Annotated in this window: 11 protein-coding genes and 3 pseudogenes; 2 read left to right on the top strand and 12 right to left on the bottom strand. The window is 68.7% G+C overall.

The window, feature by feature from the left end; all coding sequences use genetic code 11:
* Positions 1 to 84: 84 nt before the first annotated feature.
* The 3 genes and pseudogenes from H0I39_RS23360 to H0I39_RS12390 all read right to left on the bottom strand — a co-directional run.
* Positions 85 to 3,624, bottom strand: a pseudogene (locus tag H0I39_RS23360) (excinuclease ABC subunit UvrA); the annotation flags it as partial.
* Between the two features lie 158 nt (positions 3,625 to 3,782).
* Positions 3,783 to 4,491: pseudogene (locus tag H0I39_RS24635) on the bottom strand (excinuclease ABC subunit UvrA); the annotation flags it as partial.
* A gap of 69 nt (positions 4,492 to 4,560) precedes the next feature.
* Positions 4,561 to 4,848, bottom strand: a complete 288-nt coding sequence (locus H0I39_RS12390) for a hypothetical protein (RefSeq protein WP_180549135.1) — start codon at positions 4,846 to 4,848, stop codon at positions 4,561 to 4,563.
* 11 nt (positions 4,849 to 4,859) lie between these two features.
* On the opposite strand from H0I39_RS12390, the gene H0I39_RS22265 reads away from it, so the two are divergent.
* Entirely contained in the window at positions 4,860 to 5,012 is a 153-nt protein-coding gene (locus H0I39_RS22265) for a hypothetical protein (RefSeq protein WP_257645780.1), read from the top strand.
* Positions 5,012 to 6,424, top strand: a complete 1,413-nt coding sequence (locus H0I39_RS12385) for a putative nucleotidyltransferase substrate binding domain-containing protein (RefSeq protein WP_257645779.1) — start codon at positions 5,012 to 5,014, stop codon at positions 6,422 to 6,424. Before H0I39_RS22265 ends, H0I39_RS12385 begins: the two co-directional genes overlap by 1 nt.
* A 133-nt stretch (positions 6,425 to 6,557) precedes the next feature.
* Here the strand turns inward: H0I39_RS12385 and H0I39_RS12380 are convergent, their stop codons facing one another.
* The 9 genes and pseudogenes from H0I39_RS12380 to H0I39_RS12350 all read right to left on the bottom strand — a co-directional run bounded on the left by H0I39_RS12380 (position 6,558) and on the right by H0I39_RS12350 (position 14,917).
* On the bottom strand, positions 6,558 to 6,890 hold the full coding sequence (locus H0I39_RS12380) for a hypothetical protein (protein WP_180550698.1): 333 nt from the start codon (positions 6,888 to 6,890) through the stop codon (positions 6,558 to 6,560).
* An 84-nt stretch (positions 6,891 to 6,974) separates the two neighbouring features.
* The gene (locus H0I39_RS22260; RefSeq protein WP_308645844.1) at positions 6,975 to 7,472 is read right to left on the bottom strand and encodes a 3'-5' exonuclease; all 498 of its coding nucleotides are present in this window, start codon (positions 7,470 to 7,472) and stop codon (positions 6,975 to 6,977) included.
* A gap of 550 nt (positions 7,473 to 8,022) precedes the next feature.
* Positions 8,023 to 9,144 (bottom strand): sensor histidine kinase family protein, encoded by a 1,122-nt coding sequence (locus tag H0I39_RS22255; RefSeq protein WP_257645778.1) that lies wholly within the window; start codon positions 9,142 to 9,144, stop codon positions 8,023 to 8,025.
* Positions 9,141 to 9,518 (bottom strand): response regulator transcription factor, encoded by a 378-nt coding sequence (locus H0I39_RS12370; RefSeq protein WP_180550697.1) that lies wholly within the window; start codon positions 9,516 to 9,518, stop codon positions 9,141 to 9,143. Before H0I39_RS12370 ends, H0I39_RS22255 begins: the two co-directional genes overlap by 4 nt.
* Positions 9,515 to 11,359: an ATP-binding protein gene (locus H0I39_RS12365; protein ID WP_257645777.1), complete on the bottom strand. Its 1,845-nt coding sequence runs from the start codon at positions 11,357 to 11,359 to the stop codon at positions 9,515 to 9,517. Before H0I39_RS12365 ends, H0I39_RS12370 begins: the two co-directional genes overlap by 4 nt.
* The gene (locus tag H0I39_RS22250) at positions 11,359 to 12,285 is read right to left on the bottom strand and encodes an SLC5/6 family protein (protein ID WP_257645776.1); all 927 of its coding nucleotides are present in this window, start codon (positions 12,283 to 12,285) and stop codon (positions 11,359 to 11,361) included. Before H0I39_RS22250 ends, H0I39_RS12365 begins: the two co-directional genes overlap by 1 nt.
* Positions 12,286 to 12,312: 27 nt before the next feature.
* On the bottom strand, positions 12,313 to 12,549 hold the full coding sequence (locus H0I39_RS12360) for a hypothetical protein (RefSeq protein ID WP_180550696.1): 237 nt from the start codon (positions 12,547 to 12,549) through the stop codon (positions 12,313 to 12,315).
* A gap of 122 nt (positions 12,550 to 12,671) precedes the next feature.
* The gene (locus tag H0I39_RS12355; RefSeq protein WP_180550695.1) at positions 12,672 to 13,025 is read right to left on the bottom strand and encodes a hypothetical protein; all 354 of its coding nucleotides are present in this window, start codon (positions 13,023 to 13,025) and stop codon (positions 12,672 to 12,674) included.
* Between the two features lie 81 nt (positions 13,026 to 13,106).
* A pseudogene (locus H0I39_RS12350) lies at positions 13,107 to 14,917 on the bottom strand (sodium:solute symporter family protein).
* Positions 14,918 to 14,939 lie beyond the last annotated feature (22 nt).

Below are 14,939 nucleotides of genomic sequence, written 5' to 3'. Positions count from 1 at the left end.
AGGGTGGGTGTGAGGGCCGGCGGCGCGTCTTGTAAACCGGGTGGCCCCCTCCCTGCCTCCCCAGCGGGGAGAAGCGAAGAGCAGCACCGCGCGCGCCACCGGATTCAGCCGCGTGCCCTGGCAGGTGGGGCATACCGCATCGCCCACGTCCTCCACCTCGGGTTCGGCGAAAGTCTGCTCACGGCCCTTCTGATCGTCGGCCAGCACCGAGTCGTCCAGCGCCTTGCGCTGCTCGCGCGTCAGCTTCACGCCCGTGCCCACGCAGTCGGGGCACCAGCCGTGCTTGCTGTTGTACGAGAACAGGCGCGGGTCCAGCTCGGCATAGCTGGTGGCGCACACCGGGCAGGCGCGCTTGGTCGAGAACACTGCCACCTGGCCGATGCGTGCCGTGGGCTGGCCAGTCTCCATCGCGTTGCGCAGCCCGGCGATGTCGTGCAGCACGTGCACCACGCCCTTGCCGTGCTCCAGCGCACGCGCCAGCGATTCGCGCAGCTGCACCTCGTTGCCGGGTGTCACCTGCAGGCTCATCACCGGCAACTCGATGGTGTGTTCCTTGAAGCGGTCGATGCGCGGGAAGTTCGTCGTCGGCAGGAATTCGCCATCGACGCGCAGGTGCGTGAAGCCGCGCGGGCGCGCCCAGTCGGCCAGTTCGGTGTAGACGCCCTTGCGGCCCACCACCAGAGGCGCCAGCAGGCCGATGGTCTGGCCACGGAAGCGCGTGAGGATCTGCGCCGCAATGCGCTCGGGCGTCTGCGGCTGCACGGCAGCGCCGTCGTGCACGCAGTGCTGCACGCCCAGCTTGACGTAGAGCAGGCGCAGGAAGTGCCACACCTCCGTCGTCGTGCCCACCGTGGACTTGCGCCCGCCGCGCGACAGGCGCTGCTCGATGGCCACCGTGGGCGGAATGCCGTAGACCGCGTCCACCTCCGGCCGGCCCGCCGGCTGCACGATGGAGCGCGCGTAGGCGTTGAGCGATTCGAGATAGCGCCGCTGCCCTTCGTTGAACAGGATGTCGAAGGCCAGCGTGCTCTTGCCCGAGCCGCTGACGCCGGTGATGACGTTGAACTTGCCGCGCGGGATGTCGACGCTGAGGTTCTTCAGGTTGTGTTCGCGGGCATGGACGATTTCAATGTTTTCGGCCTTGGGCGCTGGTGCAGTCGGCGCGGGCAGCTCCGCTTTATAGAGCGCCTTCGCTTCCTGCACCGCGTGCCCGCCCTCGCCCAGCGCCTGCGCATAGGCGCGCAGCGCCGCGCCGGTGTGCGACGTGGGGTGCTGCGCGAGGTCGTCGGGTGTGCCCTGCGCCACCACCTGGCCACCGGCGTCGCCGCCTTCGGGGCCGAGGTCGATCAGCCAGTCGCTGGCGCGCATCACGTCCAGGTTGTGCTCGATCACCACCAGCGAGTGCCCAGCGTCGAGCAGCTTGCGCAGCGCGCGCATCAGCTTGGCGATGTCGTCGAAGTGCAGGCCGGTGGTCGGCTCGTCGAACAGGAACAGCGTGCCCTTCTTCGCGGTGGGTTGGCGGCTGGCGGTTGTACTCTTGGCCGCCTCGGCCAGGAAGCCGGCGAGCTTCAGGCGCTGCGCCTCGCCGCCGCTGAGCGTGGGCACGGGCTGGCCGAGCTTCACGTAGTCGAGGCCGACATCGACGATGGGCTGCAAGGCGCGGATCACGTCGCGGTCTTGCGCGAACAACTGCGCGGCCTCGGCGACCGTCAGGTCGAGCACGTCGGCGACGTTGAGCGCCCGCGTGCGGCGGGCCAGAAAATTGGGGTCGGATTCCGATTTCCCATCAGCGGCGGCGGACAAGCGATCCGCTGCGCCCTGAAAATCGGAATCCGACCCCAGTTTTCTTAAAGGGCGCTCGATGGTGACCTCCAGAATTTCGGGCCGGTAGCGCTTGCCGTCGCAGTCGGGGCAGCGCAGGTACACGTCGCTCAGGAACTGCATCTCGACATGCTCGAAGCCCGAGCCGCCGCACGTCGGGCAGCGCCCGTCACCGCTGTTGAAGCTGAACTTGGCCGCCGTGTAGCTGCGCTGCCGGGCGAGCGGCGCGGCGGCGAACAGGAGCGGATCGCATCCCACGCACCGACGTAGCTGACAGGGTTGGAGCGCGCCGTCTTGCCGATGGGCGACTGGTCGACGAACACCACGTCGGCCAGTTGTTCGGCGCCCAGCAGGCGGTCGTGCGCGCCGGGTGATTCGGTGGCCTTGCCGAAATGCCGCAGCAGCGCGGGCGCCAGCACGTCCTGGATCAGCGTGGACTTGCCCGAGCCGCTGACGCCCGTCACGGTGACCAGACGCTGCAGCGGAAATTCGACGCTGACGTGCTTCAGGTTGTGCTCGGTCGCGCCTTCGAGGATCAGGCGCGGCGTGTTGGCCGCCACCAGCCGCGAGAAGCCGAGGCCGATGGACTTGCGCCCGCCCAGGTAGGCGCCGGTCAGCGTGTCGGCACTGCGCAGTTCATCGGGCGTGCCGTCGAACACGATGCGCCCGCCCTGCGCGCCGGGACCGGGGCCGAAGTCGAGCACGCGGTCGGCAGCCAGCATCACGGCGGGGTCGTGCTCCACCACCACCAGCGTGTTGCCGGCATTCTTGAGCCGCTGCATGGCCTGGGTGATGCGGTCCATGTCGCGCGGGTGCAGGCCGATGCTGGGCTCGTCCAGCACGAACAGCGTGTTGACCAGCGAGGTGCCGAGTGCCGTGGTCAGGTTGATGCGCTGCACCTCGCCGCCGCTGAGGGTGCGGCTCTGGCGGTCGAGCGTGAGGTAGCCGATGCCGACTTCGCACAGGTATTTCAGGCGCGTGCCGATCTCGTCGAGGATCAGCTTGAGGGCCTGGGCGTCGGCGCTGCGCGCGCCCTCACCCTGCCCTCTCCCGCCAGCGGGAGAGGGGGAAAGAACGCGACGTCAGCCTCGTCGGATTCGGTTGTGGCTCCCTCGCCCCTCTGGGGAGAGGGCTGGGGTGAGGGGCTGCGTGCGTCCACGGTAAGCGAGGTTTGCCCCCACCCCAACCCTCCCCCAGCGGGGAGGGCGTTGAGGCGTCCAGCGCGTCGAAGAAACGCCGAAGCCGCTCCAACGGCAGCAGCATCAGGTCGTGCAGGCTCAGGCCCGGCAGGCTTTCCAGCTGCGCGCGCGACCAGCCCACGCCCACCGGCATGAAGCGTTGCGAAGGCGGCAGCACCGCATCGGCATCCGCCTTGCTGCCCACGCGCCACAGCAGGCTTTCCAGCTCCAGCCGCGCACCGCCGCACGCCGGGCAGGTGGTGTAGCTGCGGTACTTCGACAGCAGCACGCGGATGTGCATCTTGTACGCCTTGCTCTCCAGGTACTGGAAGAAGCGGCGGATGCCGTACCACTGCTTGTTCCAGTTGCCTTCCTTGAAGTTGGGCGTGCCTTCGATCACCCAGTGCTTCTGCTCGGGCGTGAGCTTGTTCCACGGCGTGTCGCGCGGGATGCCGGCGGCCTCGGCGTGGCGCATCAGGTCGTCCTGCGCCTCGCGCCAGGCCGGTGTCTGGATGGGTTTGACGGCGCCCGCGCGCAGCGTCAGGCGCTCGTCGGGAATCACCAGGCCCCAGTCAACCCCGATCACCCGCCCGAACCCGCGGCAGCTGTCGCACGCGCCCACGGCCGAGTTGAACGAGAACATCGACGGGATCGGGTCGGCGTAGCGGATATTGCTCTCGGGGCAGTGCAGGCCGGTGGAGAACTTCCACAGCACCGACGCCGGGTTATGAGCCAAATCGGCCTCCGGCGCCCGTCCATCGGGCGCCAATAGCTCCTGATTTGGTAGCGAATATACCCCCATGCGACCGCCGCCACGCTTGAGCGCGACCTCGATCGCCTCGATTACCCGCGCGCGCTCGGCGCCGGCGATGCGAAAGCGATCGGCCACCACGTCCAGAACTTTCTTTCCTTCGCGCTCGCGCTCCGCCTGCACGCGCGTGAAGCCGCTGGCGGACAGCCATTGCTGCACTTCGTCGGCGCTGGTGCCGGCCGGCAGTTCGACGGCGAAGGTGACGACAAGCCGGGGATCGCCGGCCGCGGCGGCGCGCGCCAGCATCTCCGCATAGATCGAATCCGCGTTGTCGTGCCGCACCGGCAGCGCTGTCTCGCGGTCGAACAACTGGCCCGCACGCGCAAACAGCAGCTTCAGGTGGTCGTTCAGCTCCGTCATCGTGCCGACCGTCGAGCGCGACGAGCGCACCGGGTTGGTCTGGTCGATGGCAATCGCCGGCGGCACGCCCTCCACCTTGTCCACCGCCGGCTTGTCCATGCGGTCGAGGAACTGGCGCGCGTAGGCGCTGAAGGTCTCGACGTAGCGGCGCTGCCCCTCGGCGTACAGCGTGTCGAACACCAGGCTGGACTTGCCTGAGCCGCTGGCGCCTGTGACCACCGTCATCTCGCCGGTGCGGAGGTCGAGGTCCAGGTTCTTCAGGTTGTGCTGGCGCGCGCCGCGGATGCGGATCAGGCCGGTGTCGGTGGGCTTGGGGTTCATTCGGGGCTCGGATGGCGGGGGCTCTGCCACAATGGGCCAGGCATTGTCAGCCCCTGTGCGGCTCGGTCTTCAACCAGAGTATCTGTGATGCAAGCTTCCGAAATACAAGCCCTGATGACGACGCACCGCGTGTTCGGCGCCCTGCCCGACGGCACGCGCCAGGCGCTGGCCAGCCAGGCGCAGGTGCAGGCCTTTCAAGCCGACGACATCGTGCTGGCCGAAAGCGAGCTGCCCGAGCGCCTGGGCTGGCTGCTGGCCGGCAGCGTGGCGCTGACCGACCCTGAGGCCGGCTGGCGCTGGCCGCTGCAGCCGGGCGAGCTGTTCGGCGCCGGCGCGCATCCCACCGATGCCGGCCACCCCTGCACGCGGTGGCCGTCGCGCCCAGCCAGGTGCTGTTCATCGACAGTGCGGCGCTGGTGCAGGCGGCGCAGGCGCAGCCAGTACTGGCGATGCTGTTGCCGACGCTGCCGCGCAGCGCCAATGCAGCGGCGCCCAACGCCCCGCGCCGTCGGGCAACGTGATGACGGCGCCGATCAGCAGCCTGATCAGGCGCGCGCCGGTGCAGATCGACCGTGCCGACAGCATCCTCGACGCCGCGCGCCGCATGGCCGACGAGCGCGTGTCGTCCATCCTGCTGACGCAGGGCGACCAGCTGTTCGGCCTGGTGACCGACCGCGACCTGCGCACGCGCGTGCTGGCCGCCGGCGTCGACCCGGCGCGGCCGGTGGCCGACATCGCCACGCTGGCGCCGCTGACGCTGCAGAAGCACCAGTCCATCTTCGAGGCCATGGTGCTGATGGCGCGGCAGAACATCCACCACGTGCCGGTGCTCGACGGCACCCGCGTGGCCGGCATGGTGACCGCCACCGACCTGAATCAGCAGCAAAGCACCTCGGCGGTGTACCTCACCGGCGACATCTACCGCCAGCCCGACCTGGCCGGCCTGGTGGCCTGCAGCCTGCGCGTGAAGGACCTGCAGAGCAGCCTGGCCAAGGCCGAGACCAGCGCCTACAGCACCGGCATCATCATGACCTCGGTCACCGACGCCTTCACAGTGCGCCTGATCCAGCTGGCCGAGCAACAGCTGGGCCCGGCGCCGGTGGACTACTGCTGGGTGGCCGCCGGCTCGCAGGCGCGCATGGAGCAGACGGCGCGCTCCGACCAGGACAACTGCCTGGTGCTGTCCGACGACTACCGGCCGGCGCAGCATGGCGAGTATTTCCGCGCCTTCTCCAAGTTCGTCTGCGACGGACTGGACGCCTGCGGCTACGTGCACTGCCCGGGCGAGATGATGGCCATGACCGACCAGTGGCGCCAGCCGCGCAGCCGCTGGAACGCCTATTTCGCCGAATGGACCGATCAGCCCGAGCCCATGGCGCTGATGCTGACCTGCGTGTTCTTCGACCTGCGCGCCGTGCACGGCCACGCCGAGCTGCTGCACGGCCTGCGGCGCGACATGCTGCAGCGCACCAAGGGCAACAGCCTGTTCCTGGCGCACATGGTGGTTAACGCGCTCAAGCACCGGCCGCCGCTGGGCCTGTTCGGGCAGATCGCCGTCACGCGCGGCGGCGAGCACCGCGGCACCATCGACCTGAAGCACAACGGCATCGTGCCCATCGTCGACCTGGCGCGCAACTACGCGCTGGCCGGCGGGCTGGATGCGGTGAACACGCAGGACCGGCTGGCCGCCTCGGCCCAGAGCGGCGAAGTCAGCGCGCAGGCCGCGCGCGACCTGGGTGATGCGCTGGAGTTCATCAGCGCGCTGCGCATCGCGCACCAGACGCGCCAGATCGCCGCCGGCCAGGCGCCCGACAACTTTCTGCGGCTGGACGAGCTGTCCAGCTTCGAGCGCGGCACGCTGAAGGACGCGTTCGGCGTGGTGCAGCAGATGCAGGCGGTGCTGGGGCAGCGCTACTACGGCGGACGCGGCTGAGCCCGCTTCACCCATATACTCCCCAGGCACCTACCTGCCGGCGCCCTATTGACGGTCATTGCACACACATACTCCCTACAAGCATAGAGCAGGAAACATCCGCCCACCCAGCCTCATGCGGATTTGCTTTCAATCATGCTTGACCATCAAGAAGCCTCAGACGAGGCGCGGATCGCACCGGCTGTGTGGGAGCGGGCTTGCCCGCGATCAAGCCTTGATTGCGACGAGACGCCTCATCGCGGGCAAGCCCGCTCCCACAACGCTGTCTGATTCCATTTCCCGATCGAAACGACATGAAGCTCGTCATTCCGGCGAAAGCCGGAATCCAGACGACGCGCGCGCCGAGCGCATGGATCCCGGCTTTCGCCGGGATGACGATGGCTAACGTCTTGAGGTGGAAACGGAATGAGACCGGTTGCTCATCAAGCAACCATGGCGAATGACAAATGACTTCGCTGCGCTCCAATGACCAAGACGTCGTTCGTCCTTGGTCATGCGGTGCCAGCCGCGGTCATCGGTCATTGGGCATCGTCTTGAACGCAAAACGTTATCAATACTTCAACCGCGCGTAATACGACTGCTGCGCCGCCGCGCGCGCCTGCGCCAGGGTGACGATGCCCATGTCTTTCAGCAGCGGAATCAGCTTGAGCAGCACCTCGGCCGTCACCACCGCGTCGCCCAGCGCCGTGTGCCGGCCGAGCACGGTGATGCCGAAGCGCTCGGCGATGGCCTCCAGCCGGTGCGACTCCTGGTTGGGGTGCACCACGGCCGACAGCAGCAGCGTGTCCAGCACCGGCTGTTGAAAGCGCAGGCCGGTGCGCGGCTCCAGCAGCTGGAGGAACTTCATGTCGAACGCCGCGTTGTGCGCCACCAGCACGGTGTCCTGCGCGAACTGGTGGAAGGCCGGCAGCACCTCGTCGATGCGCGGCTGGCCCACCACCATGTCGGGCGTGATGCCATGGATGGGAATGCCCGCGGCCGGGATGTCGCGCCCCGGATCAACCAGCTGCTCGAACGACTCCTGCCGCAGCAGCCGGCCATTGACCACGCGCGCCGCGCCGATCTGGATGATCTCGTCGCCGCCCGAGGGTTGAGGCCCGTGGTCTCGGTGTCGAAGACGGTGTAGACCAGCTCGCCCAGCGGGCGCTCATCCAGCGCCGTGTCGGTGTCGGCCTGCGCGAACAGGTCGAAGTCGAAGAACTCGGGCCGGCTTTCGACCTCGGCCAGGCCCTCGGCGGCCTCGTCGCCGCTGCTGGCCAGAGGCAGCAGGAAGCGGAAGAATGCCTGGTGCGCCGCGCGGTCGCGCTCGAACCACATCTCGGCGTCGTGCCGCTCCACCACGTCCCGCACCGAGAGCGGGTGCGTCTCGGCGCCGATGCGCATGGCGTCCATCTCCCAGCTCATCACGGTCTCGGTGCTCATGGCGTGGCCGGTCCACACCAGGTCGAGCTGCGCCCGCGCGCCCGCCGCGGCCAGCCGCAGCGTCAGCGCGCGCACGGCGAACTCGTCCACCAGGCGCTGGCCCAGGTAGGTCAGCGCCTGCAGCATCGAGAAGCTGTCCAGCTTGAGCCACAGCCGCGCATCGGCCGGCGCCGCCGTCACCGGCACGCCGCACTGCGCGCCCACCTGGCGCGCCGCCACCGCCAGAAATTCGGCCCCTGCATCTCCTCCAGCGGCCAGCGCGTGCGCAGGCTGTCGGCCGACTGGCGCGCCACCTCGTCCACCCGGCCCGCCAGGGTGCGCACCTCGTCGCGCAGCACGCCCAAGAAACGCTCGCGCATGGCGGGCTCCAGGTCGTCGTAACCCAGCATCTCCACCGCCGCCTGCAGGCTGGCGAGCGAGGCACGGCTGCCCTCGGTCAGGCCGTGCAGCAGCTGGCCGCGCGCGGTCTCTTCCTCGAAGCTGCGCGTGATGTTGTCCAGCATCAGCACGAAGCCGCCCAGGGCGGCCGTGCCTGGCGCGCCGTCGCCGCCGTCGGTGTCGGTCACCGGCGCCACCTGCACGCGCAGCAATTGCCCGCCGCGCGTCGCCGTCACGAACTGCGCCGAGGGCTGCGCGGCGCCGCGCGCCAGCCGCTGGCCGATGCTGTCGAGCGCGTGCGCCACCAGCTTCTTGTCGAACACGGCGTAGATCGAGCGGCCGATGCCGATCAGCTCGGCGCCGTCGGCCAGCTGCGGCGCGTCGGACAGGACGCGGAACTGCCGGCGCGCACGCTGGTTGTAGAGCAGGATGCGGCCATCGCGGTTGCACACCACCACGCTCTGCGTCAGCTCCGACATCAGCGCCGCCAGGCGGTTGCGTTCCAGCCGCACGCTGGCGCTGGCGCGCGCCACCTCGGCCGCCACGTCGGCGCGCAACGCATCGCGCTGCGCAGCCAGTGCATTCACCGCGTCGGCCAGCGGCTGCTGGTCGGCCTGCGCACGCGCTTTCAGCTGCAGGGGCGCACTGGCGTTGACGAGGGCGCGCGTCTGCTCGGCCAGCTCGGGCAGCGCGCTGACGCGCGGCACCCACCAGCGCTGCAGCGCCGCCATGGCCGCCACCACGCCCAGCGCCCAGGCCAGTACCAGCAGCGCGGCGCGCGGCGCCAGCAACCGGGCGAACTGCGCGCGGCCCGGCGCGTCCAGCGTGAAGTAGACCAGGCCAACTGCCACGGCCAGCAGCACCGCCAGCGCCAGCGCCACCAGCACCAGCGGCCGAATCAGCAGGCGCTGGTTTCTCAAGGCGCGGCCTCCAGCAGCTCGGCCACCTTCTGCACCAGCTCGCGGGTGGAGAAGGGCTTGGTCATGTAGGCGTTGGCGCCCAGCGCCAGGCCCTTGCTGACATCGGTTTCGCGCCCCTTGGCCGTGAGCATGAGGATGCGCACCCCGTCCAGCGCCGGATCGGCACGCACCGCCTGGCAGACCTCGAAGCCGGTCTTGCCGGGCATCATCACGTCGAGCAGGACCAGCGCGGGCTGCTCGCGCTGGATCGCCTCCAGCGCCTGGTTGCCGTCGGTGGCCACCAGCACGTCGTAGCCCTCGCGCTTCATCAGGTATTCCAGCGAGATGACGATGTTGGGTTCGTCATCGGCCACCAGCAGTTTCTTGGGTGTCATTTCGACTCGCTTTCCTCCGCATCTTTCCCGCGCTGCCCGCTTCGCGGTGTCAGCAGCGGCAGTGTGAAATGAAAGGTGGCGCCCTGCCCCGGGCGGGACTGCACGCCGATGCTGCCGCCATAGTGTTCCACGATTTGCCGGCTGATGGGCAGGCCCAGCCCCGTCCCCTGCCGCCGCCCGCGCGGATCGCCGACCTGGCGGAACTTGTCGAAGGCCGCTTCCTGCTCGGGCGCCGAGATGCCTGGCCCGTTGTCGGCCACGGTCACGGCAAGCTGGCGCGCGTCGGCCGTCAGGCCAATGCGCACCTGCCCGCTTCCCTGGGGCACCACCTTGACCGCGTTGGACAGCAGGTTGAGCATGACCTGCTTCAGCTTGTCCGGGTCGGCCCATACCAGCGGCGCAGGCTGCGCGTCGTCGGGCGGCAGCGCCACGCCCACGGCGCAGCCGTTCTCCCGGAACAGCTCGCGCGTGGTGTCCACCGCCTGCAGCACCAGTGCGCGCATGTCCACTTCCGTGTCGTGCCACTCGGCCCGGCCGGCCTCGATCTTGGCCAGGTCAAGCACCTGGTTGACCAGGCGCGACAGGCGCTCCGTCTCGCCCACCACGATGCCGATGAACTGCTGGCGCTGCTCGGTGGGCATGGCCGGGTCGTCCAGCATCAACTCGGCCAGGGCGCGAATCGAGGTGAGCGGCGTGCGCAGCTCGTGCGTGACGGACGACATGAACTCGTCCTTCAGCACGTCCAGGCTCTTGAGCTGCTCGTTGGCCTCGCGCAGGCGTGCCGTGGCCTCTTCCAGCGAGCGCGACTTGTCCTCCAGCGCGCGCGAGTAGGCGCGCAGCTGAGAGGCCTCCTCCAGCATGCTCAGCACATCGTCGGTGGTGAGCGACTCCTCCTTGGACACCGACGACACCAGCACCCGCGCCGACGCGCCACCCACCGCGCCGGCCAGCTTGGTCTCGACGAAGCTCACGAAGCGCGCATCGGCGCGGGCTGCGGCGTCCTGGCCCCAGCGCATGGCGTATTCGTCGAACATCGCCTGCGCGCGCTCGGCCCCGAAGAAGCGCACACACAGCTGGCGCAGGTCTTCCACCCGCGCCTCGCCGCGCCAGAACACCGGCGTGGCGCCGCCCGTGCGCTGCCCCGCGTCGACGAACATCAACGCCTGGCTGGTCTCGCGCGCCGAGGGCTCGCGCGCCAGCGACAGTGCCACGTACATCGACACGTTGAGCAACAGGCTCCAGAACAGCGAGTGCGTCAGCGCATCCAGCCCGTGCAGCCCGAACAGGGCCTCGGGCTTGAGCCAGGCCAGACCACCCGGGCCTTCGCGCACAAAGGTGTCGTCCATCCAGCCCGACTTTGCGATCGAGGGCAGCATGAGCGTGTAGGCCCAGATGCCGAAGCCCGACAGCAGCCCGCCCAGCGCGCCCAAACGCGTACCGGCACGCCAGTACATGCCGATCAGCGCCGCCGGCGCGAACTGCGCCACCGCCGCAAAGCTGATCAACCCGATGCTGACCAGCGCGTACGCCTCGCTGGCAATGTGGAAATAGGCGTAGCCCAGCAGCAGCAGCAGCAGGATGGTGATGCGCCGGATGTTGAGCAGGATGCGCGACAAATCGGCCATGCCCTGGCCCAGCAGCGCGCGCCAGCGCAGCAGCAGCGGCAGCACCAGCTCGTTGCTGACCATGATAGACACCGCGATGCTCTCGACGATCACCATGCCGGTGGCGGCCGACAGGCCGCCGACGAACACGAACAGGGCCAGCCACTGGTGCCCCGCCGCCAGCGGCAGGGACAGCACGAAGTTGTCGGGGTTCGTCTCGTGCCCGGCGAAGTACATCAGCCCCCCAATGCGATGGGCAGCACGAAGATGTTGATGGCCAGCAGATAGGCCGGAAACACCCAGCTGGCGCGGCGCAGGTGGTCCTCGTGCACGTTCTCGACCACCATGATCTGGAACTGGCGCGGCAGCATCAGCAGCGCCAGCATGGCCAGCACGGTCATGGTGAACCAGTGCGGCCACGCGAAGGCCGTGCCCTGCTCCAGCCGCATCAGGTCACGCAGATCGGGCTGCGCATGGGCCCGCGCGAAGATGTCGGCGAAGCCGTTGTACAGCCCGTAGGTGACGAACACGCCCACGGCCAGGAATGCCACCAGCTTGACCAGCGACTCGAAGGCGATGGCCGCCACCATGCCCTCGTGGCGTTCGGTGGTGTCCAGGTGCCGGGCGCCGAAGATCATGGTGAAGCCGGCCAGCACCAGCGCCAGGTAGAAGGTGCCGTCGCGGCTCCAGGGCACCTGGGTGGTGCTTTCGACCACGCCGGGCGAGATGAGCAGGCCGTACGCCGCCGACACCGCCTTGAGCTGCAGGGCGATGTAGGGAACCACGCCCACGACGGCGATCAGCGTCACGCTCACCGCCAGCAGGCGGCTCTTGCCGTAGCGGCTGGCGATGAAGTCGGCGATGGAGGTGATGCGCTGCGCCTTGGCGATGCGGATGATCTTGCGCAGCACCACCCAGCCCAGCACCATGGCCATGGTCGGGCCCAGGTAGATGGGCAGGAACCACAGCCCGCCGCTGGCGGCGCGGCCCACGCTGCCGAAATACGTCCAGGCCGTGCAATACACGCCCAGCGACAAGGCGTAGGTCCACGGGCTGCTGACCAGCGACCTGCCCCGGGCCGCCCAGCGGTCGCCCACGTAGGCCACCACGAACAGCAGCGCCAGGTAGGCCAGCGACACCGTCAGCACCAGCGGTGCGCTCATGGCTTGGACCGGCGGCATGGTCATGGCTCAGCCCGGGTGTCTCAGTCCGGCGGCAGCCCGCGCTGCTCGGCGTCGTCGCCCGGCGGGGGTGGCTGCCGTGCCGCCGGTTTCCATCAGCACGGCCAGCGCCACGATCAGCAGCAGCCAGATCACGAAGGCGGCGGTCGGCAGCAGCGGCCAGCCATGCACCAGTTCGTCACGGTCCCAGATGCTGAAGAGCGGGAAGTTCAGCAGCAGCCAGCCCGCGGCGAACAGGCCCAGCAAGCGTCCCGAGCGCCTGGACTCGCGCATGTCACCCTGCTCCCGCCCGCCTGCGCGCGGCCGCGGGCATCAGGGGCGCTAACCCGGTCGCGCGGCGCCGAGCGCGGTGAGGATCAACGGCGCCGTCAGCGCCCCTGGGAAACTGCCTTGGCCTTGGCATGGGCATGGCGCGACAACGCGAAGCCGAGCATGAGCTTGATCCAGATCGTCGAGCCGGCGATGGCCGTCCAGGTGCTGTAGGGCATCGCCGTCAGCACCACGGCCAGGATCACGTACACGCAGGTGGCGCCCGCCAGCAGGTGCAGCACGCCGTCGTAGGGTGCGAAGCGGGCCGCGTTGGGCGGCGCCTCGCCGTACTTGAGGGCGACCTCGGAGAAGTCGCGCTTGATGAGGATGCGCCACGCGCGCCGCAGCCAGTAGAAGGCGATGGGGAACAGCCCCAGAAAAAGAATCCAGTTCAGCGCAAGACTGACAGCCATGACGACACGATACCTTCGCTCAGAAAAACAGCCGCCGGCACGCTGGCCATTCGGGCCCGCGTGCCGGCGGCATGCGACTCATCAGTGTGCGGCGCCGGTGATGGCCTTGGAGCCGCGCGGCACGCGCACCGCCTCGACCAGGTCACGGATGTGCTGCGGCGTCGGCGCGGTCATCTTCGAGACGATGAACGCCACGATGAAGTTGACCGCCGCGCCCACGGCACCGAAAGCCTCCGGCGTGATGCCGAAGAAGCTGTTGGGGCCACCGATCAGGCCGGTGAACTCGGTGCCGCGAACAAAGAACAGGCCCTTGTGCGCGAACACGTACACCAGCGTCACGAACAGGCCCGCCAGCATGCCGGCGATGGCGCCTTCCTTGTTCATGCCCTTGCTGAAGATGCCCATCATGATGGCCGGGAACAGCGAGCTGGCTGCGATGCCGAAGGCCAGTGCCACCGTTCCCGCCGCGAAGCCTGGCGGGTTCAAGCCCAGCCAGCCCGCGATGACGATGGCCACGGCCATGGATATCTTGCCGGCCAGCAGTTCGTTCTTCTCGCTGATGTCGGGCACGAACACCCCTTGATCAGGTCGTGCGACACCGCCGCCGAAATCGCCATCAGCAGCCCCGCCGCGGTCGACAGCGCCGCCGCCAGGCCGCCCGCCGCCACCAGCGCGATCACCCAGTTGGGCAGCAGCGCGATCTCGGGGTTGGCCATCACCATGATGTCGGCGTTGACGTTCAGCTCGTTGCCTTTCCAGCCGGCAGCGTCGAACTTGGCCTTCATCTCGGGGTTGGTGGTCTTGTCGTTGTAGTACTGGATGCGGCCGTCGCCGTTCTTATCCTCGAACTTCAGCAGGCCGGTGGTTTCCCAGCGCTTCATCCAGTCGGGACGCTCGTCGTAGCGGATGGACGCCTCCGGTGCGTAGGGGTCGGCGTTCTGCATCACCACGCCCGGCGTGATGGTGCGCATCAGGTTGGTCTGCGCCATGGCGCCCACGGCGGGGGCCACGGTGTACAGCGCGGCGATGAAGATCAGCGCCCAGCCGGCGGACACGCGCGCGTCCTTGACCGACGGCACGGTGAAGAAGCGCATGATCACGTGCGGCAGGCCGGCGGTGCCGATCATCAGCGACAGCGTGTAGACGAACATGTTGAGCTTGCTGCCCGGCACGGATGTGGTGTATTCGGCGAAGCCGAGGTCGGACACGATCTGGTCGAGCTTGCTCAGCAGCGACACGTCGGTTCCCACCAGGTTGGAGCCCAGGCCCAGCTGCGGAATCGGGTTGCCGGTGAGTTGCAGCGAGATGAACACCGCCGGCACCGTGTAGGCCAGGATCAGCACGATGTACTGCGCCACCTGCGTGTAGGTGATGCCCTTCATGCCGCCGAACACGGCGTAGACGAACACCAGCGCCATGCCGACGTAGATGCCGGTGGCGTTGGACACCTCCAGGAAGCGCGAGAAGGCCACGCCCACGCCCGTCATCTGGCCGATGATGTAGGTGATGGAGGCCGTCAGCAGGCAGACCACGGCGATGGTGGCGGCGGTCTTGCTGTAGAAGCGGTCGCCGATGAACTGCGGCACCGTGAACTTGCCGAACTTGCGCAGATACGGGGCCAGCAGCATGGCCAGCAGCACGTAGCCACCGGTCCAGCCCATCAGGAACAGGCCGCCGCCGTAGCCCATGCCGGCGATCAGGCCGGCCATGGAGATGAAGGAAGCAGCCGACATCCAGTCGGCCGCCGTGGCCATGCCGTTGGTGACGGGGTGCACGCCGCCGCCGGCGACGTAGAACTCGCTGGTCGAGCCGGCGCGCGCCCAGATGGCGATGCCGATGTAGAGCGCGAAGCTCAAGCCGACAACGATGTAGGTGGTGGTGGTCAGATCCATGATCGTCCGTCCTCTTCGGTGG

This window comes from Ottowia beijingensis, from assembly GCF_013423955.1.
Classification (GTDB): domain Bacteria; phylum Pseudomonadota; class Gammaproteobacteria; order Burkholderiales; family Burkholderiaceae_C; genus Ottowia; species Ottowia beijingensis.
Note: the sequence above shows the minus strand (reverse complement) of the source record. Positions and strands in the feature narration are given on the sequence as shown.